Source organism: Algoriphagus namhaensis (assembly GCF_042649705.1).
GTDB lineage: Bacteria > Bacteroidota > Bacteroidia > Cytophagales > Cyclobacteriaceae > Algoriphagus > Algoriphagus namhaensis.
On sequence record NZ_JBHRZS010000006.1, the window covers coordinates 555616 to 580911 of the forward strand.

Here is a 25296-nt window from a genome sequence, read left to right on the forward strand (position 1 = left end):
AACATCAAGGTCTATATGAAATCAAAAATTTTACTGAACCTTTCTCTTTTTGCGCTCCTAATTTCATCTCTCGGAACCTCCCTGCATGCGCAAACCTATGGCAAAAATGGGATGGTGGTTTCCGACCATCACTTAAGCTCGGAAGTAGGTGTTTCTATTTTGAAAAAAGGAGGGAATGCCATCGATGCAGCGGTAGCCACTGCCCTTTCCCTAGCGGTCACGCATCCAGAAGCTGGGAATATTGGCGGGGGTGGATTTATCGTTTTCATGAAAGCGGACGGGGATGTCACCACTTTTGATTTCCGGGAAAAAGCACCTTTGGCCGCAAGTCCCACCATGTTTTTAGATGAAAACGGAGAAATCCGAGACAACTCTAATCACAAAGGTTTGCTTTCCGTTGGAGTTCCTGGAACCGTCGCTGGACTATACCAAGCTCATCAGAAATATGGAAAATTACCTTGGGGAGAATTGGTGCAGCCAGCGATTGATCAGGCAAAAAACGGCTTTCCAATGTCATTTGGCTTATATCGGGCAGCTTTGCAGGTATCAAAAAGAGATTCCTCCTACGATATTTTGCAAAATTTTTTCCGTGGGCCTGATGGAGAAGTGGTCGCCCCAGGTGAGCTCTGGAAGCAGCCAGCTTTGGCACAAACATTAGAAGCCATTCGGGATCAGGGAAGAGATGGTTTCTACAAAGGAGCTGTTGCCGAAGAGATCGAACGCTATATGAAAGCCAATGGAGGAATCATTACACAGGAAGATTTGGCAAAGTATGAGGCCGTGGAGCGAAAGCCAGTGAAGACCACATTCAAGGACTTTGAGATCTTCTCCATGCCTCCTCCAAGTTCGGGAGGAGTAGCCCTAATCGAAATAATGAATTTGATGGAAGAAGCGGATATTTCCAAAATTGAATTCAACTCCACCGCCTATGTGCACCTTGTGGCCGAAGCTATGCGACGAGCTTTTGCGGATCGGGCGGAGTTTCTAGGTGATCCGGATTTCAATCCTGAGATGCCGATCGATCATTTGATTTCTAAGGATTTTGCTAAATCTCGGTTTGAGAATCTCGACTTAACACAAGCTTCAAAAAGTGATTCTTCTAAGTTTGGACAACTCTATGGAGGGGATCATACCACTCACTTTTCGGTGATCGATAAAGATGGAAACGCCATTTCGCTTACATACACCTTGGAGAATAGCTACGGAGCCGGAATGGGCTCGGATAAACTTGGATTCATCTTCAATAATGAAATGGGTGATTTCAATCCAGTTCCAGGAATTACCACTTCTACGGGACAGATCGGTTCTGATCCCAATTTGGTAGCTCCCGAGAAACGTATGCTATCTAGCATGACACCCACCATTGTGGCCAAAGATCACAAGCCCTACTTAGTCATTGGAAGCCCAGGAGGACGGACCATTATTAATACGGTCTTCCAAACGGTGCTCAACGTCCTGGCCTATGACATGCGGATTGATCGCGCTATTGAAGCGATGAAGATTCATCATCAGTGGCTTCCGGATCGAATTCTTTATGAACGAAACCTCCTTTCACCCGATACTCGGGATGCATTGGAAGCAATGGGTCATACGCTGATTCCTACTACAAATATTGGGGTCCTCATGGGCATTACTTATGATGCTCGTCTAAGGGCATATGTTGGAGCAGCAGATTCAGCAAGTGAAGACGGTGCTGCGAAAGGATATTGATGGAAATCCGAAGGACGGTTGCTGAAATACAAAGGACGATTTACGAAGGTCGAATGATGAAATGCGACGTTCAGTTTAAAAGCGTAATGAGAGACGCAAAAAGAGAGTAAAAAAATATAGAAAATAATATATGAGCCAAATCAAGGAGGAAGGGTTAAAACGGGAATTAGGCATCTGGGATGTCATCACTAATGTTCTCAGCATTTCCATAGGAAGTGGAATTTTTCTGTTACCGGCCTTAGTCTACGCGATTTTGGGACATGCCAGTATTCTGGCCTATTTGCTCTGTGGAGTGATATTTTTATGCCTAGGACTTTGCTTCGGAGAGGTGAGTAGCCGAATCGAAGACACGGGTGGAGTCTATGTGTACATCGAGCGGGCTTTCGGTCCACTCGCAGGTTTCGTGGCCAATATCTTGTATTGGTTTGGTGTGGGAGTGATGGCTTGTGGAGCTCTGCTGAATGCACTAGCCGATATTGCAGCCTCTTTTTTCCCAATTTTCGAAACATTCGGAGCTCGATTGACCCTATTTTCCTTGATTCTTGGGATCATTACTTTTCTCAGCATCAAGGGAATAAAAGACAGTATGATTCTGATTCGCACGCTGACCTTTCTTAAAGTGACTGCATTAGTAGGTTTGGTGATTTTTGGATTTTCCTTTGTAGACCAAGTTAATTTATCTTGGGAAGGCTGGCCCAAATTCAATCAACTCGGCGAGGCCTCACTTCTTTTGATCTTTGCGTTTTTGGGAGGAGAGCTATCACTTTCCGTATCAGGTGAATTAAAAAATCCTAAGCGAACAGCTCCACTTGGATTTATCATTGGAATCATAGGAGTCGTTTTGGTTTTTTGTTCACTACACCTTGTAGTCCAAGGGGTTTTGGGCGAAGCACTTATCGCTAATCAAGAAGCTCCTTTGGCTCAGTTGGCTAAAACCATCTCGGGAAAATTGGGCTTTACATTGATTTTGATCGTCTCCTTTATCGCTGTCTGGAGTACATTTAGCTCCATCTTTCTCCTGAAATCCAGAATTGTATTCGCCGCGGCCATAGATGGTTTGCTTCCTGATATTTTCTCAAAGTTGCACCCTAGGTATGGAACTCCAGTCTTTGGAATCCTCTTTTTGGCCGTTTTAGATCTTGTTTTTGCAGCATCAGGTAGTTTCCGATATCTTCTCATCCTAGTCACTGCTGCCTCTATTGTAGTCTATGTAGGGGTGATTTTGGCTTTTTTCAAGTTTAGAATCAAAGAGAAAGTTCGCAGCGAAAAAGTGTTCTATGCCCCTGCTGGTTACGTTTTGGGGAGTTTTGCCTTGGTGGCTTTAGGATGGATTTTTTTCCAGTTGGCGCAAAATGAATTGGTAGCCGTGGGTTTATTTATAGTTTTTCTTGCCATCCTTTACTATATTCTTAACTATTTCAAAATCAGTAAGAAAAAGGAAATAGATTAATATTTGTAACCCAAATCTAACCCAGAAGACTATGAAACGAAGACAATTTATTTCCGCAGCGGCATTGAGTGTCACTGCGATGAGCACATTTGGCTTTATCAAATTTGATGGAGAAAAGTATGTAGGAGATTGCGCAACCACTTCGGATATTTTAGGCCCATTTTATAGACCAGGAAGCCCAATGCGCTCAAACCTTCATATCCCAGGTGAGAAAGGAGAGAAAGTAACCCTGAGTGGCAAAATTCTTCATCAAGATTGTACCACACCTTATAAGAATGCCAAGGTAGAACTTTGGCACTGCGATGCTACAGAAGTGTATGACAATACTTCGGATGAGTTTCGCTACAGAGGTACTGTGATGACAGACGATGAAGGCAACTATACGTTTGACACCATCCTTCCTGTTCCTTATGATGCAGGCGGCGGATTAATTCGACCAGCTCATTTCCACTTGATGGTAACTGCTGAGGGATACCAATCTTTGATAACCCAATTGTATTTCAAAGGGGATGAGAATGTCGCCGGTGACCCATGGGCTTCACGTTCGACGGATCGAGTTTTAGATGTAGAAAAGCTTGCAGATGGCTCTAATAAAGTCATTTATAATGTGGGGATGGCCCCCACTTTGGCAGTTGAAACAGCTTCCTTAGCAAAGCTAATCGGCACCTACCAAAATGAAACTGACCCAGAAAGTACCATTGAGTTATTTGACTATGAAAATGACCTTTGGATAAAGAATGAAGCATTTGGCAGCAAATTCTCCTATCGTGGAAACAATGTTTTCGAAAGCCCTAATAACCCTGAAGGGCTTGAAGTCTATATGACATTTGAAATCATCTCCTCGAATAGTATCAAATTTAGCATAGGGAGAGAAAATGGTGAAAAGAGAACATTTATTAAAAAAAGCTAGAAATATGAGAATACAATTTTTGGGCATTGCAATTTTTGCAATCCTTTTTCAAACCCAGGTTTTTGCCCAACAAAAAACCAACCTCCAACCCCTGGATCTTTTTGATCTGGAATATGTCACTGATCCTCAAATATCTCCCGATGGCTCGAAAATAGTCTATGTGAGAACTTTCAAGGATATCATGACCGATCGTGATTATGCAAATCTCTGGATCGTAAATAGTGATGGCACTCAAAATCGTCCTTTGACGCAGGGAAACCAACGTGACTATGCGCCAAGATGGTCAAACGATGGAAGCAAACTGGCCTATTTGTCCAATCAGCAGGATGATAAGACCAAGCTTTTTGTGCATCATTTTGATATGAATGCGGACATTGCCTTAACCAATTCGGCTATACCACCGTCGGCAGTTTCTTGGTCGCCAGACGGTACCCAACTGGCTTTCACTCAATTTGTATCCGGTGCCCCCAAGTCACTCTTGTCTATTCCGTCTAAGCCGGCCGGGGCCGATTGGAATGAGGCTCCTATCTATATCGATGAACTGAATTATCGTGGAGATGGTGGTGGATACCTACCTAAGGGTAATCGCCATATTTTCACCATCGGGCTTGACGGAGGTACAGCCCGACAGCGGACTTCCGGAGATGATAATTATGGCTCTCCCATTTGGTCTGCCGACGGGAAGTCCTTGTTTTTCTCCGCAAACTTGCACGAAGACAGTGAGCTGGAACCCGCCAATTCTGAAATCTACCAGCTAAATCTCACAAGCGGAGAGGTCAAGGCTTTGACTGATCGATTTGGTCCAGACTCCAATCCAGCGCTTTCACCCGATGGAAAGATGATTGCCTACACTGGTAATGACGATACCTATCAAGGCTACACGGTCACACAACTCTATGTGATGAATACTGACGGAAGTGGAGTGAAAAGCTTAACTGCCGAACTAGATCGGGATGCCAGCAATCCTCAGTGGGAGGCAAATGGAAAAGGAGTTTACTTTCAATATGATGAATTTGGAGATACGAAAATTGCACATGTCACTCTGGAGAGAAAGGTAAAAACCTTGGTAGAAGGACTAGGGGGACTTGATTTAGGAAGGCCATATAATGCCGGTACATTTACGGTTTCTAACAATGACCGCTTTGCTTATACTTTGGGCGGTGGAGATCATCCGGCAGATTTGGCGGTGTCTATAGATGGAAATACCAAACGAATCACCGAACTCAATGCGGATGTTTTCTCCTATCGGCAACTAGGGAAAGTCGAAGAGCTTTGGTGGAAATCCTCCTTCGATGATAGAGATGTTCAAGGCTGGGTAGTGACTCCTCCGGATTTTGATCCAGGGAAGAAATATCCATTTATCCTAGAAATTCATGGTGGTCCATTTGCCATGTATGGGCCTTCTTTCTCCTACGAAGTGCAGCAATATGCCGCTGCGGGTTATGTGGTATTGTACACCAACCCACGTGGAAGCACAGGATATGGGCAGGAGTTTGGCAATTTGATCCACCACGACTACCCCAATCATGATTATGAAGATCTTATGTCCGGAGTGGATGCGGTGATCGAGAAAGGCTATATCGATACGGATAATTTGTTTGTCACAGGAGGTTCTGGAGGTGGAGTACTCACAGCTTGGATTGTAGGTAAGACAGACCGTTTTAAAGCAGCTGTGGTCGCTAAGCCAGTGATCAACTGGACGAGCTTTGTGCTACATGCAGATGCACCGGCATTCTTTGCCAAGTATTGGTTTGGTGCGATGCCTTGGGAAGATATCGAGAATTATTGGAGGAGATCTCCTCTTTCCTTGGTGGGAAATGTAACCACCCCAACCATGCTGCTCACGGGTGAAAAAGACTTCCGAACACCGATTTCAGAGTCGGAACAATATTATACTGCCCTCAAACTTCAAGGAGTAGAATCTGCGATGGTTCGCATACCAAATGCATCACACGGTTTGGTAAATCGACCCAGCATGCTACTGAGTAAATCAGCTTCGATCTTGAGTTGGTTTAATTATTATCGAGATCAGGAGTAATCTAATCCCAAAGTTTGCTAATAATCAGAGGTCTACTTTTTTACAAAAAAAAGAAAATCATGAAAAATTCTATTCTCATTTCGCTTTTATTGCTCTTTGCGCAGCTTTCACTGGGTCAAAACACATGGACAGCTGAGAAAGTAATGGAATACAGAAACATCACTGATACCCACATTTCCCCAGACGGGAAATTCGTGGCTTACGTGGTAAACGAAGCACTAATGGATGAAGAAACTTCGGAGTACAATAGCCAAATATGGGTCGCTGCCACAGACGGATCCATGGATGTGCAATACACCCGAGGGGATAAGTCTTCTTCCTCTCCCCAGTTTTCTCCAGATGGACAGCAAATCGCCTTTTTGTCCAGTCGGGCCGATGGCAAAAGTCAAGTGTTCGTGATGAGACTGATGGGAGGAGAAGCGAGGCAAGTCAGCCATGTGGAATCCGGGGTGAGCAGTTTCAAATGGTCTCCTGATGGACAGAAAATCGCCTTTATCATGAGTGACCCTGAGACAGAAGAGGAGAAAAAACAAAAAAAGGGTAAGTCTGATGTCATTCTTGTGGACCAAAATTATAAGTACAACCACCTATATACCCTAACTTTTCCTGAGGACCCCAGAGAAGAGACCGTTACTCGGCAATTAACAAGCGGAGAGTTTCATGTAAATGGCTTCGACTGGTCACCAGATGGTTCGAGGATCGTCTTTTCCTTTGCCAATAACCCTACCATTAATGAAAATCTATTGGCCTCCGATATTTCCATCATTCCCTCAGATAGTGGACAGGTGACTCCTATTGTAAAAAGACCTGGGGTAGATCAGAATCCAGTCTTTTCGCCAGATGGCAACTGGATTGCTTTCGAATCTACTGGAGGTCAACCCGAGCGTGTGGGACTCTCGGACATTTACAAAGTATCAGCAAATGGAGGCGAGTTGATTGAATTACAAAAGTCTCCGGATCGGAATGCCAGTATTCAAGCATGGTCGCCAGACGGAAATGCCATCCTCATATCAGAGAGCTACAAGACCTCTCGGGTATTGCTAGCCATACCCTCCAACAAGGATCAAGACTTACCCGAAGGAGATTACATGGCATACTCTGAGTCCAAATTACCCATCATTACCGCTATAGAGGGCGCATCGGGAGCATTTTCTGTAAGTGCCTCTGGAAATAGCATCAGCTTCACATATGAGGATCTTAATACTCCAGAAGAAGTTTTTGTGGCTGGGCTACACGGTGAAAACGCGACAAAAGTAACTCGCATCAACGCGGATTTTAATGCCCCAGAACTTGGTAAAACGGAGATCATCACTTGGAAGTCCAAGGATGGTCTAGAAATTGAAGGATTACTCACCTACCCGGTAGACTATGAAGAAGGGAAGAAGTACCCAATCATACTTCAAATTCATGGAGGTCCAGCAGGTGTTTTCTCTCAGACCTATACCGGTGCGCCCTCCATTTACATGACACAGTTTTTTGCTCAGGAAGGATTCATCGTACTCAGACCTAACCCTAGAGGAAGTACTGGCTATGGGAAGCAATTCCGCTATGCCAATGTGATGGATTGGGGTTTTGGAGACTATGAGGATCTCATCACTGGCGTAGACCATGTACTGGATATGGGAATCGCTGATGAAAACAATCAGTTTGTAATGGGATGGAGCTATGGCGGCTATATGACGAGTTGGATCGTATCGCAAACAGATAGATTCAACGCCGCGAGTATGGGTGCCGGTTTACCCAATCTGATTAGCATGGTCTCCACGACTGATATTCCAGATTATATTGTCGTTCATGCCGGGGATAAGGAGTATTGGGAAGACTATGAGGAATATGAAAAACACTCAGCGATCTACTATATGCAAAACGTAGTAACGCCTACACAGGTGATTCATGGGGCTAATGATTTACGGGTTCCACTGGCTCAAGGACAGGAGTTTTACAATTCACTCAAGCGAAAAGGTGTGGATACAGAAATGATCATGTACCCACGAACACCGCATGGACCAAGGGAACCTAAATTCCTAATGGATGTATCTCCACGAATCTTGACTTGGTTTGAAAAGTATATGGAATAAATCCAATCCCGGCTCCTATGAGTCGGGATTTTTTGGTTCATACTTCTCGCATTTTGCATTTTTTTGAGGCGAATTGTACTATATTAAAAGTATAAAATATGCCTTATGAAACATTTTTTCTCTTTAGCTCTCGCATTGCTTTGTTTTTCAGCCTTCGGCCAAAGCTCTGAAATTTCGCAAATCAAAACCCAAAGAGAGGCCTCAAATGAGGCACTCAAAGCAAGAGACGATGCCCGCTATTTAGATTTTCTCACCGAGGATGTTTTGATCACCACGGGTGCAGGGACTTTAATTTCTGGCAAAGCCAATCTCGATTCCTATGTGAAAAAGGCGAGCGGTCCTGCCATGTATTGGATCAGAACCCCAGATGAAATCCTGGTCAATCCAGAAACCCAACTAGCCTGGGAAACTGGAACATGGAAAGGCTACTACTTCGATCAAAAAGACCCCATAGTACAAGGCAACTATTCTGCCCAATGGACCAAAAAATCGGGCACTTGGCTGATCCAAGCTCAACTTTTTGTGACTTTACCTCAATCAACCCAATAATCAAAAAAAACTTATTAGGGAAAATCAGCTAGCATTATGTCCGAAAATCAGGCATCTGATATAAAAAATGAGGGATCTCCCTTTAAAAAGAAGAGGAATTTTAACTCCTATTTCAAAGAGTTTTTTATGCTCTTCTTGGCTATCATCCTGGGTTTTTTTGTAGAAAACCAAAGAGAAACTTATGTAGAGCGCCAAAGTGCTAAGGTGCTGGCTCAGTCTATGATTGAGGATTTGGAGCAAGACAAAAAGGCCTTAGAGGAAGCTATCCAATTTATTGAAGCTAAAGATCAAAAGATTGATCAATTGATTGAAATGCTCCGTTCTCCCTCTTCATCATGGGATACTCTAGCAATCTATGAGAATATGACACTGGTTTTTTCCACCTTCCCTTTTTCTCCAACCGATGGCACATATTCCCAAATGAAGTCCTCCGGTACGCTGCGTTATTTTGACCAAGAATTGGTGAATCGGATGAACGCATACGATAATCAGTTGAAGAAAACTCTTTTCCGAGATGAAGTGGTGGAACTAGCCGAGTGGGAATTGGTTCCCCTGGCCGCCACCCTGATTAACTTTGAAGTGACGGGGGAATTACGGTTTGGGAAAGCAGCGACCAAGGATATGTACCTTAAAATCAGGGATCAAGATGACCTCGATCTATTTATCAATAAGATCACGGTAGTCCGGACCATGTCGGGACGATCGCTGCAGGAATATAAAGCACAACTCACTTTGGCCATTGAGCTAATTCAATCCTTAAACGAAAGATGAAAAAGCTTCTTTTACTTCTTTTTTTTATAAGTACGACCTGTTTTTCACAGGACATTGAATTCGAAGAGTTTTCTTATTCGGAATTCTTTCAAATGATGGAAGACTCAAAAGATTCTGTTTTTACCTACGAGAATGCCATAATCTCTTTTAATCCAGAAACAGACTCCGCGTTTATCAACGATTTGAATGATGGCTTATTTACCTATTCTATCCAAAAAAATGCTCCCCAAAGGACGATAAAGCCTGAAATCCGATTAACAAATGTCCATTTTTTAGAACAAATGGATGGACTAAGTAACATGATCTCAAAGGGTGTATTACAACACTATGTTTTTGAAAAAAAAGTGAGGCTTAGGCATTGTGGTGAAATCACCTTCAATCAATGCACATTTAAAGCAGGGATTGAAGCCGTTGCAAATGGACCAGGACTCCAGCATGCTATTAAGGCTTATCCTAATTTGGATGGGATCAAAATTGTTAATTCTACTTTTTATGACGCATCGCGGTTCTTTCCGAGCTTTTATCCAGGTGACAATATTACCAGGTTAATTCTTAGTCTTAGAAACAACATCTTTTACCTCAATGATAAGGAAGATGAATCTTTTGGACGAAATGTATTTATCTATGGGAGAGGCACCTTTAATAATGTATTTGAGGACAATCAACTCTACGGGAAGGGGAGAATATTTTTTGTATCTGAAAATAACCAGTTGACCAGTTTTACCAACAATCAACTAGATAGCGTGATTGCCGAGGTAATCATAACAGATTTAATTGGTATCAATCAATTGACTATAACGAAGAATGCATTTGGCCCCTATGTACAACTTGCTATCGACGAGCTCAGCGCCAAATATAAAATAGGTTGGGACCAATTCGCTGGCAAACTTATCAGTAATCAAGATTTTGGGGAGTATGGTAGTAGGTTTGAAAACATCCCTTTTAACGATGAAAATCTGCTTGCACCTTATTTCGATTCTATTCGAGTAGTGGATCAAGAGGTCTATCGAGGGGAAAATGCGATTAGAGGGATTCTCTATAATCATTACACTGCTACCTTCGATCATGAAAACAAGAATGCTGTTTATGTAGAAATCAAAAACCTGGAGACAGAAAGACTGAAGTACCTTTACGATACAAATCCCAACTTCGATAATTTCTTTACTTTACAAATAAATCGCTTCTTAAAGGCCTTTTCCCTTTATGGAACGCGTCCTGCAAGAGCCATTATTTTTTCCGTTTATGTCATCCTCGCTTTTGCCTTGATCTACCTCTTTTTTCCAAATTCCTGGGATAAACATGGCAAAAACCGGATTATGAATCGGTATAGATTTTTTACCAAGTATATGAATCAAGATGCTGGAATGCATGATGTGTATTTGGAAGAGCAGCGGAAGGAATTGTTGGAGGCAGAAGATTTTAAAGCCTATATGGAAAATGCAGAAAAATATATTCCTAGATTTTTTATAGCTACGGCCATGCCTCTTTACAAATGGGCCGTCTCAGGAACTCGTCTTTCAGCTTCCCTGCTTAAGCGTGTGGATATTATGAAAGGCACCTGGCAAGATCTTCCACCTCATCAACGCTTTTGGAAATCGGTGCTTTTGATCGGTGCTTTTATCATTTCGGTGCTCTATGATCTACTGATCAAAATCCTAAATGCAGTCATGCTCTCCATCAACACCTTCACCACTTTAGGTTTTGGAGAGATTCCTATTAAAGGATTACCCAGATATCTAGCCATTATCCAGGGGTTTATCGGCTGGTTTATGTTGACTATATTCTCAGTTTCTTTGATTTCTCAACTATTGAATTAAGATGAAAAAGCTTCTTTTACTTCTTTTTTTCATCAGTACGACCTGTTTTTCTCAGGACATTGAATACAAGGTGTACTCCTACTCTGAGTTCTTTAATTTGATAGCCAATGAAAAGGACTCTGTATTTAGACTTTCAAATGCCTTAATCAAAATAGATTACCAAACGGATTCAATTTCTGCTATTCGCAATGAGTCCTATGAAATGAGAAATGTCCCGTTCAGAAAAGACACATTAGTCATCGATATCCCTATCTATCTGGATAATGTGCATTTCGAAAATCCAATTTTCCGGAGATCGGGAGAAGTTGGCTTTGGTTACCTAAGCCTGATTCACTTTAAAGAGAAGGTGGAAGTCAGAAATACAGCCGCCTTTAATGTCTCAAATTGCAGATTTGATAAACCTTTTAAAATAAGTGGATCTGGCTTTGTCTGCTCGGAACTGGTTACTGTTGAAAACAGGTATAATATTAAGGACAGAATCAGCTTCGAAGATTCTTATTTTAAGGAGGGCTTCGTGCTATTTTTCAATTGTAATTTTCAAGATGAAATTGTTAAAACAATAGTTTCATTAGGAAAAAATACTTTTCACCCTAATCCAGAAACCAAAGAAACGATCTCTATAAATGGAAATCAATTTGGCATGTTTGACCTTTACCTTAACAATTTTAAAGAAAACGCCTTAGCATCAATTAGTTCTACTACTGGAGATTTTGGTCTATTTGAAAATGACTTCAACACCAATGTAGTTGCATTAGAATGGAATTCTTCGGAAGCAGAATTGTTCTTAGTTCGAAACATTTTTAATAATCATGTATTCATTTCCTCTCCTAAATCTACTACTAGCACTATTGATCTAGCACAATTTTCAAAAGGAATCATTCCTCTCGATGCATATACGGCTTACCTATGGTTTGAAATTCAAAATGAAGGAACCAATAAAAAATTTACTCCAGAGGATTATTATTTAAATGACTCGCTAATCAATGAATTTTTAACCAAGCAGGTGATTGAAAATGAAGAGTACTACAACTTCCATATGGGGGGACTAGGAGCATTTTTCGATTTTTTTAAAAAGGGATATAACAACAAAGCCGCCAACCAATTCTATTTACAATTAAAAGATCTGGAAACAGAGCGCCTTAAATATGAGTATCAAAAAAACCGAACTTTTGATTCTTTCTTTAAATATCAGATTAACAAGTTTTTAAAAGTTTTTTCGGACTACGGAACAAATCCCGCAAAAGCTGTCACATTTTCATTATACGTAATTCTCTTCTTTGCTCTGATCTACCTCTTTTTCCCAAATTCTTGGGACAAACATGGCAAAAACCGGATTATGAATCGGTATAGATTTTTTACCAAGTATATGAATCAAGATGCGGGAATGCATGATGTGTATTTGGAAGAGCAGCAGAAGGAATTGCTTGAAGCTGAAGATTTTAAAGTCTATATGCAAAACGCGGAAAAATATATTCCTGGATTTTTTATAGCTACAGCCATGCCGCTTTATAAATGGGCCGTCTCAGGTACTCGTCTTTCAGCTTCCCTGCTAAAGCATGTGGATATTATGAAAGGCACCTGGCAAGATCTCCCACCACATCAACGTTTTTGGAAATCGGTGCTTTTGATCGGTGCTTTTATCACCGCAGTACTTTATGATCTACTGATCAAAATCCTAAATGCCATCATGCTTTCCATCAATACCTTCACTACGCTGGGTTTTGGAGAGATTCCCATCAAGGGATTACCACGATACTTGGCGATTATTCAGGGCTTTATCGGCTGGTTTATGCTGACCATTTTTAGTGTTTCACTTATCTCTCAATTGCTGAACTAAAATGATATCATTTTTTAGAAAAATCCGACAGAAACTGCTTACTCAGAATCGAATAACCAGATACTTGGTCTATGCTCTTGGTGAGATCTTGCTAGTGGTCATTGGTATATTGATAGCACTTGGGATAAACAATGCAAATGAAACAAGAAAAGCCAATCGACTAGTAGAGAACATTTTACTTGACCTCCATGGAGCCATTCGCTCGGATACAACAAGCTTTACAGGGCAAATTGAAACTTTACAGATCGCCCTTGCTTCCACCGAATTATTGAAAAAAGTCATCTCAGGAGAAGTCGACTATTCTAGTGAAATGGACACTGCTTTTTCAAAAATTGATCTCATCTTTTCTAGTCAATCTGATTACACCATATTCGAACGCTTAAAAACTACCGGAATCGAATTGGTGTCAGAGGACTCCTTAAAGGATGAAATCATTCATTATTATGGGGACTCCAAAAACTTCGTCAAATACTCTGAAGAAGTGGAAGCATTGGCAAATCAGGTCTTCCCAAAATACTTTACTGCCTATTCATTTGGTGTATCAGCCACCCCCGCAGACATAGAAGAATTACGGAATGCCAATGAATTTAAAATTCTTTTGGACTATGCAAGGGATGCCTCTACCATCTTAATCTCTAGAACCATCCATAGAAAGCAATTGGGTGAAGCCATTTTAGTGCGATTAGAAAGGTATTTGGGTACCGCCTTAGACAAGCGCTCTGATCCTTATCTTAGAACCATGCCTTACGATACCGTGCTAGACAAAAGTTCAAATCGACCACGTTTTTAGCTCATGATTTATTTTCTGTAGATATGCTAAAATTTTTTAGAAAAATTCGCCAAAATCTCCTTGAGAGTAACCGATTCAGTAAATATATGCTTTATGCAATCGGTGAAATATTCTTAGTGGTGATTGGGATTATTATAGCAGTAAATATCAATAATTGGAACGAGCAGCGAAAGGCGAAAACACAGGAAATTAAAACACTAAAAGAGCTTAAAAGCGCCCTGCAAGCGGATTTAGTTGATATTGAGTTTAATATCAACTGGCACGAGAGCGCAAGAAATGCCTGTGAAATCATCTTAGAGGTGATTGACAAAAAGATTCCTTACACTGATTCATTAGCCTATCATTTTGGAAGTATGACTCGGTTTTCTCAGTTTCTACCTGACCTAGGCACCTATGAAACCATTAAAGCCAGTGGCCTAGGCCTCATCACCAATGATTCTTTGAGACTCGAAGCAGCTCATTATTATGAAAATGACATCAAGCATGCTTTAGGATATGAAGCAATCAATAGATCACTATTTCCTTTGAACATGGAGATTTATAGAAAGCATTTTTACGTCCAAGAACTCCTCAATTCTGGTATCCCCAAGAACTATGATGCCCTCATAAATGATGATGTATTCATATCTTATCTCTTTGAAACAAAAGGTTTACGCGAGAATGAGGTACGGATATTTAGTGATTTGGTAGTGAAATGTAAGGGACTAATAAATCTTATTGATCAAGAATTAAAGAAAGAATAAATGGTCTCAATCTTTCGAAAAATCCGTCGAGCTCTTCTTGAACAGAACAAAGTGACTCGTTATTTGGCTTATGCCGTGGGTGAAATTGCCTTAGTTATGATAGGTATTCTTCTGGCACTTCAAGTGAATAACTGGAATGAAAACAGGAAGGATAGAATCAAAGAACAGAAGGTATTACTAGAGCTAAAAACCCTATTCGAAGAGAATATCGCACAATTGGAAGACAAAATCCTGATTCGAAAAAATATCATCCAAAAAGCCGGAGAGGTCATTTCCTATATTGACAATAATGAGGAAGTTCAATTGGACACCTTAACCCAGAAACTTAGCGCCATCATTTTGGCACCGACCTATGACCCCATAGATAATGGGCTCATGGATTCGGAAAACCTTCAACTATTAAGCAATGATTCGCTCAGACGAATGCTAAGCAAGTTTCCCTCGGGGATAGCCGATCTCAAACAGCAAGAGGATGAATTTGTCAAGCTTTACTTCAATAGTATCACGCCATTTTTAATCCAAAACGGATTAGCAAGAGATGTGCATCAAAGCTTTTATGGTGATGCTGCAAACCTTACCTACATGCTGGATAATTCGGTCGTGAATCAAATAAATCTGGGTAAGTCTAAAAAGAAAACAAATGTTATGGGCATCTTAAACGATGTGGAATTTGAATCCATATTAGCCACCACGCTTTCAGTAAATGTTGGGGTTAATTGGGAATCAGAAAGCTATAGAAAACAGATGCTAGAAATCCTTAACTTCATCACAAGTGAAATTGATCCTGACTAAATGATCTCATTTTTTAGAAAAATCCGGCAGAAACTTTTATCCCAAAACAGGGTCACTCGGTATCTGGTCTATGCCTTGGGGGAAATAGTCTTAGTCACCATAGGGATTTTGATCGCGCTTCAAGTCAATAACTGGAAAGAAGCGCGAGCTTACAGCCAAAGAGAAACCACTTTCTATCAGTCTATCTTGGTTGAACTTGAAAATGATCAGAAGAAACTTGAATCATTAACAGAATTCTACCAAAATCGAATCGAAAATCTTAAATGGCTTTTGACCGCAATCCGAAATCCACGTCAACCCATTTCCCCAGATGAATTCGGAAAGCATACCGAACCCTTGTATTACAGCGAGACTGCGATCTCCTTTGACGCTACCTTTGAGGCCGCCAAAAGTGCGGGCGCTTTTGATCAGTTTTCCAATAAGCAGCTTCTGAAGCTGCTCGTTGAATATTACTCCAGTTTCAAAGACCTAGAAAATGTCCTTACGTCGATTTTGAGATTTTTAGAATTCCGCTTCGAACCTTTAATGGCATCCGTTCCTAATAATTTCTTGAAAAAAGAGTCTGCAGAGCAAGTTTTAGTGAGTGGTGGAAATCCAGATTTTTATGCTCTTCTGGAATCGATCAGTGATGAAAGAGGGGTCGACCCACAGGAGGAGATTTCTTCCTTCCTCCAACAAACTGAATTTGAATCCTATGTAATCGGGGACCTAGGGCGATCATTCAACATGATCAGTCAATTGGAGGCTCGGATAGCTCGATTAGACTCACTCAAAGTTGAAATAAAAAAGCAACTCAATGATTAGTTTTTTTAGAAAAATCCGACAGAAACTTTTATCCCAAAATAGGATCACTCGGTATCTGGTCTATGCCTTGGGTGAAATTGCCTTGGTGATGATCGGTATTCTTTTAGCACTACAAGTGAATAATTGGAATGAAACCAAGAAAAACCGAGCCTTTGAAAAGGAGATATTAGGTCTCATCGATCAGAATCTTATGAAGGATTCCATTTTGATTACTGCCGAATTATCTGATGCAAGAATGGGCAATACCCTCACCGATTCTTTGCTAAAGCAAATCAATCTTCGAAACTACGATGAAAGACTAAACGACTGGATGGGGAAAATCATCACCTTTCAGCGATTCAAATCTCAGTCTAGTGCTTTTGAAGTGCTAAAGTCAAAGGGTATTGATAACATTTCCAATAAAGAGCTTCAGCTTGTCTTGATGGAATATTATGATCAAACTCTCTTTAAAGTTTATCAGGCAAATGAAGATGTGCAACACTTTTTCGAATATGATTGGGTCCCGGTGGCTAAGGCCCAGTTTAGTTCCTTTATTTACTTAGAAAAAATCGAACCTCGTAATCCGGAAGAATTTTTTGATGATCCATCCACACCCGTCCTTTTTAAAATGTATCAAGATAATCGAAGTGGATCGATTCGTAGAATGGAGAAAGCTTTGGAGGATATATCCACACTTAGAGTGCTTATCAAACAACAAAGCTTATGATCTCATTTTTCCGCAAAATCCGCCAAAAACTTCTAGACCAGAACCAGGTCACGAGATACCTTATTTATGCCTTAGGTGAAATTTTGCTGGTAGTGATCGGAATCCTGATAGCCTTACAAGTGAACAACTGGAACGAAACCCAAAAAAATAAGGCTACCGAACAAAAGTTATTAGGAGAACTTAGAGATGATTTATCGGCAACTTTGGAAGACCTCAAAACTGATATTGTCATTGCTTCAGATCATTTGACATTGGTCGATTCTATCTACTCCTCTCTTTACCTGGCGGAAGAACCAGCAGCAGATGTGACGATTGATTTCTGGTTTCTATATAAAAGAGGATCTCTATTCGCTAAGATTTCGTCCTACGAATCCATAAAAAATGCAGGGATTGACTTAATCAGAGATGATGCCCTGAGAATTCAAGTCACGAATTTTTATGAAATGAACCTGATGCGGATTGTAAATCTAGAAGGCATTATTGCTAAGAATAGGGACGAAATTCAAAATATATTAATCTCCAGAAACTTCGAACAAAGCTCTTCCTGCGATACATGCACGAGTCTCACAGAGTTACTGTCAGCAGAAAATCTTGACAAAAATGTTCTTACCTCCATCAATGCAAAGGCTCTCTCCGGGGATACAGAATTCAAACAAAGTTTAAAGCTCCATTTTATCAGATATAATACCCTGAAAAGATATTATCTAGATGCCGAGCGCGATATCGAGCTAATGATCAACCGCTTAAATGAATATTTGAAATGATTTCTTTTTTTCGAAAAGTTCGTCAAAAACTCCTATCCCAGAACCGGGTCACTCGATATCTAATTTATGCCTTGGGAGAGATTTTGCTTGTGGTGATCGGGATTCTGATTGCCTTGCAAGTAAATAATTGGAACCAAAACCGTATTGAGAATAATGAACGACTTGAGTTGCTCAACCAACTTCAATGGGACCTTAATGTGCTGATTACAGCTATTGAAGAGGAAAAACTGGCATCTAAGAATCGTCTCATCTACAATAAAAGACTACTTAATTATGCCGCCGGTACAGAAGATATTCCTGCTGATTCATTACAATTTTTACTGACAGGGATAGTATCCTATTCCGAGCTTGTCAATTTCAAAACGGCCTTCGATCAGGCGAAGTCCAGCGGAAAGCTTAGCCTTATAAAAAGTGATAGCTTGTTTAATGCGCTCAGTGGCCTTGAATACAGCTTTAATGGCCACAGCAAAGTCGGAGAAAGTATCCTCAGGATAAGTACAACCAAAGATTATGTGGATATTTTAGTTAGGTCTGACCTGGTAAGAGCTGTGGACCAGTTAGATTATATTGAATATTCCATTGCTCCTGATATGCATCCTAATCTGGACCTTAAAACAACTGGAGAAGCATTTTTCCGGGAAGAAGAAACTTATAAAAACCTCTATCAGATCCATATAACAAATTCATTTAACCATCTGTGGTTACAGTCCATTGAAAAAAACGCAAATAACGTATTGAAATATATAGATAGGGAGTTGAAGCCATGATGCTCTATCTAATCCGAAATATCCAGTCTGAATCAAAGCCATACCTGATGCTTGGATCAGAATGGATTATTGCTTTCGCACAAAAGCAGTTAAATCCTTTAATCCAGGAAATACACAATTCATATGCTAAAATTCTTCCGACAAATTCGAAAACACCTCGTGGAACAAAATAAAGTCCGAAAATACATTCTTTATGCCGTCGGTGAGACCTTGTTAGTCGTGATCGGGATCCTGATAGCCTTACAAGTGAATAATTGGAATGAGAATAGAAAGCTGGAAAAAGTATCAGACCAAACCCTCCAAAGTCTGGAGGAAGAAATTAATGAGGCTCGCTCAAATCTTAAAGAAATCATTGCTTTCAATGAACGTATTTCAGAATTATCCAGGGATTTCTTATCAGGAGAGCTGCCCATGGATTCACTCGAAAAGGATCCATCTCAAATTTTCCTTTTGACCACCTATGCATCCAGTACTTTAAATTTTGCTATTACCGAGCAAGAACTGAGTTCCGAAAGAACTATTCTTGGAAGGCAAAGGCTGAATGAAAAACTACGTATTTCACTACAGGATTATTTGAGGATGGGAGACCTAGTAGATTTGCTCAGCAATTTCTGGAACAATGAAGTGCTGCCTTATTTTATCGAAAAGAAAATGATGGTGGTTTACAATCGATTTCTGAAAGATGAGCCGATCAACATAGAGGATATTCAACAAATAATAAATGAGGACAAGTTTGTTAATTTAGTGGCTACCACTAATTCGATGAATTATCAATTTCTTTTTTTTTTGAAAAAACTCGATAAAGATTTGGAGGAGGCATTGGTATTAATCCGAGAAGAAGAAAATGATTAGCCTTTTTAGAAAAATCCGCCAAAAGCTACTTGCCCAAAATCGGGTGACACGATACCTAGTTTATGCTCTTGGAGAAATTCTGCTGGTGGTCATAGGGATTTTGATTGCATTGCAAGTGAACAACTGGAATGAGGAAAATAAAACCCAACAAAAAGAAAAATTATACTTAAGCAGGCTAAAAGAAGATGCGAAATGGAATATCGATGTTCTAGATAGTCAAATAAAATTCTATCAAAGAAATACCATGAACCTAGATTCTATTGGTTCTTTTTTGTCAAGTGGGGCACCAAAAAATGATAATTTAAAAATCCCTGCTAATCCTTCCTTCATCAGCGCATGGAAGCTTAAAAATTCTACGTACACCGAATTGGTCTCCTCAGGTACCTTGGGGACTCTTTCTGATGTAAAATTGCGAGAAATGCTGGATGAAATAGCAAGCTTCGAAACTATTACTATTCGTACACTCAACTATTGGCGAGACTTGTCTGTCGCAGATGCCGATCTATTTCGTCCTTATCGAATTCAAGAAACCTCCATTGTCAATGGAGATACCGTCAAAACAGTAAGCTTGAATTACGAACAAATGCTAGGGAAGCGCGAAGTCATCGCCGGAATACAGTTTTGGAGCTTTGCCAACCAAAAGTTTGCAGCCGGGATAGAAGAGTATAAGGCTTACTATATTCGACTTCTTGAGCGAATAGAATGTCTCGAAAACAATGCTTGCTCGAATTAATACGATGATCTCATTTCTCAGAAAAATCCGCCAGAAACTACTTCAGCAGAATCGGGTAACCCGATATCTGGTTTATGCTGCCGGAGAGATTTTTTTGGTAGTCATCGGAATTCTAATCGCTCTGAGCATTAACAATTGGAATGAAAGTAATCAACTCGAAAGGGAGGAACTACAGCTCTTGGAGGAAATGGCGGTGGAGCTAGAAGAGCAACAAAAAGATCTCATTTTCAATATCGGATATCACGAAACAGCAAAAAATTCAGCGGAATTACTCTTAAGCCTGCTTCAGAATCAGGGTGAATATCACGATAGTTTAAAGCAGCATTTTCTGAATGTCTATCAATTCACCGTCTTGAATAATAGGCAAAATGCATTTGCGGCACTCAAATCCAAAGGCATAACACTGATTCAAAATGACAGCCTTCGATTTATTATTTCCGGCTACTATGAAGAGCGCATACCATTCCAGATATTGGCTCAGGAGGTCACGATGAAACAAAACGTGGAGCTTTCTCACCAGCATCTTGAACTATTCAAAGGGTTTAGCTGGAGCGCTCCCTTCGAGCCTTGGGATTTTGAAGAGCTCAAAAATAATAGGGCCTACCTTTCTTGGCTCAGTTATGTCATAGGAAACAGAAGCTTTGAAATCAGCAGTTTTAACCTGACCCTCGAAAGAAATCAACAACTCATCGCCGCAATTCGAGAAGAACTTTCTCGAAAAAAATAAAAAGCGTAGGGCCTTTACCTTTTTAAGTGTCAGCGGCATAAGGTTTTGGAGATTTTTCCATTAGTTAAAGTATTTTTTTGCAATTTAAAGGACCATCGGGTTGCATGGATTTTTTATTAGAACATAAAAAAATGAAAACACTACTTTTTCTCTCGCTTTTCAAGCGAATCACCCCAGTAATTGTGGTTTTGATACTACTAGGATGTCAGCAAAATACAGCTGATAGTCCCAAAACCCCTCAGTTTAACCATTTGTATTTGCACGTGTCGGACATGGATAGATCATTGGCTTTTTATACCTCAGCCTTCGATTTGGAAGTGACCAAACACATTAAAAAATTAAAGCGAACCTTGGATGATGGCCAAAGTGTGCAACAAGAGATCAATTTGGCCTTACTAAAATTTCCAGGCCATTATTTCGCACTGGAAATTGGAGAAACCCTTGACTCTTTAGCCAGTAATACCAGGGCCAGCTATGCGCATGTGGGTATTGAGGTAGAAGACATTAAGTCCGCCAGTGAGCGAATAATCCAGGCGGGAGGAGTATCGTCAAGGCCAATTACCCAGGTAGAAACGGAAAGCATCCAAGCCAAAACAGCGTTTTTCACTGGGCCTGATGGTGAAACCATTGAACTAATGCAAATCATATCAGGTAGTTTTTAATATATGAAATCAAGCATGACCCGTAGCGACACACAGAGGGATGATTATACTAGATGCGAAGATTCCTCCCGATAGCTATCGGGATGACCATTGAAAATCAAAATATAAACGGATGAAAAGAGTCCTCTCTACCCTCAAAGAAAAATGGCCGGAATACATCCTGGAGATTCTGGTGCTAATTATAGGTATTTATGGAGCTTTTGCATTGAACAACTGGAATGAAAACCGATTGAACAGGATTGAGGAAGAAAAAATCTTGGCTAATCTTCAAACCGAATTCAAGAAAAGTCGAATACTCCTTGTTCGAAAGCTAGAATTGAGTCAGGGATCCTTTCAATCAGGAATTCGAATCATCGAATTAATGGGCGCACCAAAAGAAGTAATTTCCAATACGAATGTCGACAGTTTATTTTTCAGGATGCTTCCGGGAACGGGTAATTTCTTACCTGCCAAAAATGCCATTGATAATATCCTACAATCAGGAAAGCTTAATTTGATTTCGAATGACAGTCTCGTTGATCTACTCTACGACTGGGAGGCTTCTGTTTTGGGATATACGGCTTCAGAAGAGAGTGGAGATGTTCTCGTGCGGGAACAGTTGGTTCCCTCGTTCATTCCTTTTATATCCATGAAGCAAATGGACCATTATGGAAATGATCTACCCTGGACTGGTGCGACCAAGTTAGAAACCAACTACCAAGGCCTTTTCCAAAATCTGAACTTTGAAAACCATCTGGATAACTATCTGTATGGTCTAAACGGGAGGATAAATAGCTTAAAAGAAATGGATGAACTCATTACTAAGATCCTTCACCTTGTGGAAAAAAACCCATAAACATGAAAAGACTCTTCCTCATCCTCAAAGAAAAATGGCCGGAATACATATTAGAAATTCTGGTGATTACCATCGGTATTTTGGGGGCCTTTGCGCTGAATAGCTGGAATGAAAATAGGCAGTTAAGAATTAAGGAACAGGACTATTTAATTAGACTTCATGACGAGATTATTTCCGAAGTTGCTCATTATTCTAATTTAAAAGCACAATTTGAAAAAAAGGAAACTAGTCTCAAACGGGTTATAAGAGTCTGGCAAACCAATGAACCAAGATTAATTGATTCCATGGAATATATCCTTGATTTTTTAAAAGCTGGAGATATCAGTACAGTTTACAGGGAGCCAATTATTTGGCAACAAATCATGGAATCTGGGACCTTAGGTGTTATCAGAAATACTCAACTAACAGACAATCTGGTCTCATATCACAATGGCATAAAATCCTATTCAGAAAATTATATGCAGTTCCCATTCCAGATGACCAAATTGGCCAGGGAGAAATGGCCCAAAGCTTTCATCAGTATGGATCCTGACAGTTATTTTGGCTTTGATATTCATGAAAAGCCAAGGGACGAGGTCTTCCAATTTATTTGGGATCACAAAGATGAATATCTTGAAATTTGGACAACTATAGCTTTCAGCTCACAGCAGCAACAATTAAGCCTAAAGAGGATTATGGATAAGGGCGAAAAAATAATTTCAGATTTAGAAAGTGAATTAAAATGAAACCTATCCTCTCTATTCTTAAAGAAAAATGGCCAGAGTATATTTTAGAGATTCTGGTGATTACCATTGGTATTTTGGGGGCCTTTGCGCTGAATAACTGGAATGAATTGAGAAATCAAAAAAAAGAGGAGCGGGCAATTCTGCAAAACCTTCAATCTGATTTAGGTAATACCATTGCAGAATTTGAATTCCTAAACAATCTCCGACAAAACGCCATAGATGCTAGTATTCAGATCTTCGAAATTTCCTCGGACGATGTCAATGGTCCAAAAAATAAGCTAGACACTCTTTTTGCCAAAACAATGGTACGCCCTACCTATAATGGGAAGATGGGCACATTGGAGCTATTGTTTTCGACAGGCAAAATAAGTCTAATTCAGAATGAAGAATTAAAGACCAAATTAATCAACTGGCCTGGAATGATCGAGGATTTCAAAGAAGAAGAAGTCTATGCGAATGAAATTTTTATGGGGATATACATTGAGGAGATTTCCAAGTATATAGTAATCCCTGAATTGTTCAACACTCTCGATAACAATTCATTTATCAGTGATTATACTGAAAATCTGAAATTCAACACAGAAAAACTCCCAATGCGAACTGACTACAGTCAGCTTTTGAAAAATCAGGAGTTTTTGAATCATTTGGCTCTGAGAAATACCAATTTCCTTGTTTCTTACCACGAAGCCATTTCCCTGATTGATTATGCCCGTCAATTAGAAGAGCTGATCGAAAAAGAACTCAGAAAATGAAACGGATTCTACTCACCCTTAAAGAAAAATGGCCAGAATACCTCTTTGAGATTATCGTTTTGGTGATTGGTATTTATGGTGCCTTCGAATTGGCAAACTATGGGGAAAACAAAAACCGGAGAAGGTCTGAAATTGAAATTCTGAAAGGATGTAGGACAGAACTTGTCGCTGATTTGGCAGAGATTAACCTGAATCTGGGCGAACTCAATAAAAGCCGACGCTCCTTAAAAATACTTATCGATGTTTTAGAGAATGACGGTCCTTACCATGATTCCCTTGCTTTTCATTTCAACTACACCTTCCTGCCCATTCACTTTGTACACTCCACCAGTTCATTCGAAACCGCTAAATCCAGAGGCCTTGACATTATTTCCAATTCAGAAATTCGCTCAAAGCTTATTGCAGTCTATGATTCACAATATAAATTCTTCTTAAAAGGTGAAGAAGAAGAATTGGCAGAAGTGCAGCACTACCTGAGGAATATCCTTCCGGGCAGATTCGCTTCAGGTTGGAATTATGGTGCAAAAGATACCTTCGAAGGAGAAATGGTTCCATTGGATTTTGAATCGCTCAAAACTGACCAAGAATTCCTTTATTTTATCAAAACCCAGGAAAACAGAACTAAATCCTTCACTGGGTATTTTTATGGAAATTTGAAAAATTCAGTAGAATCTATGATTGGGGTTTTGGATCAAGAGATCAAAAGATTAGAACAATGAAACGCATCCTCTCCATCCTCAAGGAAAAATGGCCGGAATATATACTGGAGATTCTGGTGATTACCATTGGTATTTTAGGGGCCTATGCCTTAAATAGCTGGAATGACCAAAACAAGGCAAAAGCCCTAGAAAAGGAATATATCGTCAGATTAATTGAAGACTTAGCCAAGGATACTGCCAAATTCAATATTGAATTAAAAAACACTCAAATTCGATTTGAGGAATCTCAAGTACTTTATGAAATTGTCACTGCGGAAAAACCTTCCATCCTGGATACCGCCAATTTTTTATTATCCATCCAAACCATTGGGCGAACCAATCGACCAGTCATTCATAGGGATACTTTTGAAGATTTGATTAGTACAGGCAATGCCAACATCATTCGGGACAAAACGGTTTTTAATGCAACTAGCAGCTATTACGGTAATATCGCTGAGGAATGGTTTGACGAATATATTGACAGAATGTGGAAAGGCTACCTACCCAAAGGTATAGATGCTTTACCCTTGGCTACCCTCCTCCAGGTAATTACCGAAGAAATGAATATCACGTATGGGATCAAGGAAATTGTCCCTGTGAAACTAAAAGTATCAGATTCAGAATTCAAGGTAATCCTCGATAAAATCAGAAATTCAGAAGAATTCGAGTTCGAAACTAAGAATATCACCAGATCACACCTTTTGCATATCTCCTTCCTCCAGCGCACAAAAGTCGATGCAGAGAAGCTGATGAAAGTCCTATCTGATTACTTAAAAACTCTTTAAC

At 40.2% G+C, this 25296-nt stretch carries 25 protein-coding genes; all 25 read left to right on the forward strand.

Features of this window, described 5'->3' with window-relative positions; translation table 11 throughout:
- Positions 1 to 15: 15 nt before the first annotated feature.
- The 25 genes from ggt (at position 16) to ACFOSV_RS06295 (ending at position 25295) form a co-directional block, all read left to right on the forward strand.
- Positions 16 to 1710 (forward strand): gamma-glutamyltransferase, encoded by a 1695-nt coding sequence (gene ggt / locus ACFOSV_RS06175; RefSeq protein WP_377904469.1) that lies wholly within the window; start codon positions 16 to 18, stop codon positions 1708 to 1710.
- A gap of 130 nt (positions 1711 to 1840) precedes the next feature.
- Positions 1841 to 3160 (forward strand): APC family permease, encoded by a 1320-nt coding sequence (locus tag ACFOSV_RS06180; protein WP_377904471.1) that lies wholly within the window; start codon positions 1841 to 1843, stop codon positions 3158 to 3160.
- 31 nt (positions 3161 to 3191) lie between these two features.
- Positions 3192 to 4070, forward strand: coding sequence for a dioxygenase family protein (locus tag ACFOSV_RS06185; RefSeq protein WP_377904473.1), 879 nt, complete (start codon positions 3192 to 3194; stop codon positions 4068 to 4070).
- 4 nt (positions 4071 to 4074) lie between these two features.
- Complete coding sequence (locus ACFOSV_RS06190) at positions 4075 to 6108, forward strand: S9 family peptidase (protein WP_377904475.1); 2034 nt, start codon at positions 4075 to 4077, stop codon at positions 6106 to 6108.
- A gap of 59 nt (positions 6109 to 6167) precedes the next feature.
- Positions 6168 to 8186 carry a S9 family peptidase gene (locus ACFOSV_RS06195; protein ID WP_377904477.1) on the forward strand — a complete coding sequence of 673 codons (2019 nt, stop codon included), beginning with the start codon at positions 6168 to 6170 and terminating at the stop codon, positions 8184 to 8186.
- A gap of 105 nt (positions 8187 to 8291) precedes the next feature.
- Positions 8292 to 8735 carry a nuclear transport factor 2 family protein gene (locus ACFOSV_RS06200; protein WP_377904479.1) on the forward strand — a complete coding sequence of 148 codons (444 nt, stop codon included), beginning with the start codon at positions 8292 to 8294 and terminating at the stop codon, positions 8733 to 8735.
- A gap of 36 nt (positions 8736 to 8771) precedes the next feature.
- A complete protein-coding gene (locus ACFOSV_RS06205; protein ID WP_377904481.1) occupies positions 8772 to 9506 on the forward strand; it encodes a hypothetical protein in 735 nt (244 codons plus the stop codon).
- Entirely contained in the window at positions 9503 to 11323 is a 1821-nt protein-coding gene (locus ACFOSV_RS06210; protein WP_377904483.1) for an ion channel, read from the forward strand. Before ACFOSV_RS06205 ends, ACFOSV_RS06210 begins: the two co-directional genes overlap by 4 nt.
- A 1-nt stretch (position 11324) precedes the next feature.
- Positions 11325 to 13160 carry an ion channel gene (locus ACFOSV_RS06215; RefSeq protein ID WP_377904485.1) on the forward strand — a complete coding sequence of 612 codons (1836 nt, stop codon included), beginning with the start codon at positions 11325 to 11327 and terminating at the stop codon, positions 13158 to 13160.
- A gap of 1 nt (position 13161) precedes the next feature.
- Positions 13162 to 13950 (forward strand): DUF6090 family protein, encoded by a 789-nt coding sequence (locus ACFOSV_RS06220; RefSeq protein WP_377904487.1) that lies wholly within the window; start codon positions 13162 to 13164, stop codon positions 13948 to 13950.
- A gap of 86 nt (positions 13951 to 14036) precedes the next feature.
- Positions 14037 to 14693 carry a DUF6090 family protein gene (locus ACFOSV_RS06225; RefSeq protein WP_377904489.1) on the forward strand — a complete coding sequence of 219 codons (657 nt, stop codon included), beginning with the start codon at positions 14037 to 14039 and terminating at the stop codon, positions 14691 to 14693.
- Positions 14694 to 15485 (forward strand): DUF6090 family protein, encoded by a 792-nt coding sequence (locus ACFOSV_RS06230; RefSeq protein ID WP_377904491.1) that lies wholly within the window; start codon positions 14694 to 14696, stop codon positions 15483 to 15485. It begins immediately after the preceding gene.
- Entirely contained in the window at positions 15486 to 16289 is an 804-nt protein-coding gene (locus tag ACFOSV_RS06235; protein ID WP_377904493.1) for a DUF6090 family protein, read from the forward strand.
- Positions 16282 to 16995 (forward strand): DUF6090 family protein, encoded by a 714-nt coding sequence (locus ACFOSV_RS06240; RefSeq protein WP_377904495.1) that lies wholly within the window; start codon positions 16282 to 16284, stop codon positions 16993 to 16995. Before ACFOSV_RS06235 ends, ACFOSV_RS06240 begins: the two co-directional genes overlap by 8 nt.
- Positions 16992 to 17759, forward strand: coding sequence for a DUF6090 family protein (locus tag ACFOSV_RS06245; protein ID WP_377904497.1), 768 nt, complete (start codon positions 16992 to 16994; stop codon positions 17757 to 17759). The genes ACFOSV_RS06240 and ACFOSV_RS06245 overlap by 4 nt, the downstream gene beginning before the upstream one ends.
- Positions 17756 to 18526 (forward strand): DUF6090 family protein, encoded by a 771-nt coding sequence (locus ACFOSV_RS06250; protein WP_377904499.1) that lies wholly within the window; start codon positions 17756 to 17758, stop codon positions 18524 to 18526. Before ACFOSV_RS06245 ends, ACFOSV_RS06250 begins: the two co-directional genes overlap by 4 nt.
- A gap of 123 nt (positions 18527 to 18649) precedes the next feature.
- Complete coding sequence (locus tag ACFOSV_RS06255) at positions 18650 to 19378, forward strand: DUF6090 family protein (protein ID WP_377904501.1); 729 nt, start codon at positions 18650 to 18652, stop codon at positions 19376 to 19378.
- Entirely contained in the window at positions 19371 to 20111 is a 741-nt protein-coding gene (locus ACFOSV_RS06260; protein ID WP_377904503.1) for a DUF6090 family protein, read from the forward strand. The genes ACFOSV_RS06255 and ACFOSV_RS06260 overlap by 8 nt, the downstream gene beginning before the upstream one ends.
- Complete coding sequence (locus tag ACFOSV_RS06265) at positions 20095 to 20838, forward strand: DUF6090 family protein (RefSeq protein WP_377904505.1); 744 nt, start codon at positions 20095 to 20097, stop codon at positions 20836 to 20838. The genes ACFOSV_RS06260 and ACFOSV_RS06265 overlap by 17 nt, the downstream gene beginning before the upstream one ends.
- 131 nt (positions 20839 to 20969) lie before the next feature.
- Positions 20970 to 21500 carry a VOC family protein gene (locus ACFOSV_RS06270; protein WP_377904507.1) on the forward strand — a complete coding sequence of 177 codons (531 nt, stop codon included), beginning with the start codon at positions 20970 to 20972 and terminating at the stop codon, positions 21498 to 21500.
- Positions 21501 to 21612: 112 nt separating this feature from the next.
- Positions 21613 to 22335 carry a hypothetical protein gene (locus tag ACFOSV_RS06275; protein WP_377904509.1) on the forward strand — a complete coding sequence of 241 codons (723 nt, stop codon included), beginning with the start codon at positions 21613 to 21615 and terminating at the stop codon, positions 22333 to 22335.
- A 2-nt stretch (positions 22336 to 22337) separates the two neighbouring features.
- A complete protein-coding gene (locus ACFOSV_RS06280) occupies positions 22338 to 23060 on the forward strand; it encodes a hypothetical protein (RefSeq protein ID WP_377904511.1) in 723 nt (240 codons plus the stop codon).
- A complete protein-coding gene (locus ACFOSV_RS06285; protein WP_377904513.1) occupies positions 23057 to 23812 on the forward strand; it encodes a DUF6090 family protein in 756 nt (251 codons plus the stop codon). Before ACFOSV_RS06280 ends, ACFOSV_RS06285 begins: the two co-directional genes overlap by 4 nt.
- Positions 23809 to 24531, forward strand: coding sequence for a hypothetical protein (locus tag ACFOSV_RS06290; protein WP_377904515.1), 723 nt, complete (start codon positions 23809 to 23811; stop codon positions 24529 to 24531). Before ACFOSV_RS06285 ends, ACFOSV_RS06290 begins: the two co-directional genes overlap by 4 nt.
- Complete coding sequence (locus ACFOSV_RS06295) at positions 24528 to 25295, forward strand: hypothetical protein (RefSeq protein ID WP_377904517.1); 768 nt, start codon at positions 24528 to 24530, stop codon at positions 25293 to 25295. The genes ACFOSV_RS06290 and ACFOSV_RS06295 overlap by 4 nt, the downstream gene beginning before the upstream one ends.
- The last annotated feature ends 1 nt before the right edge of the window (position 25296 follow it).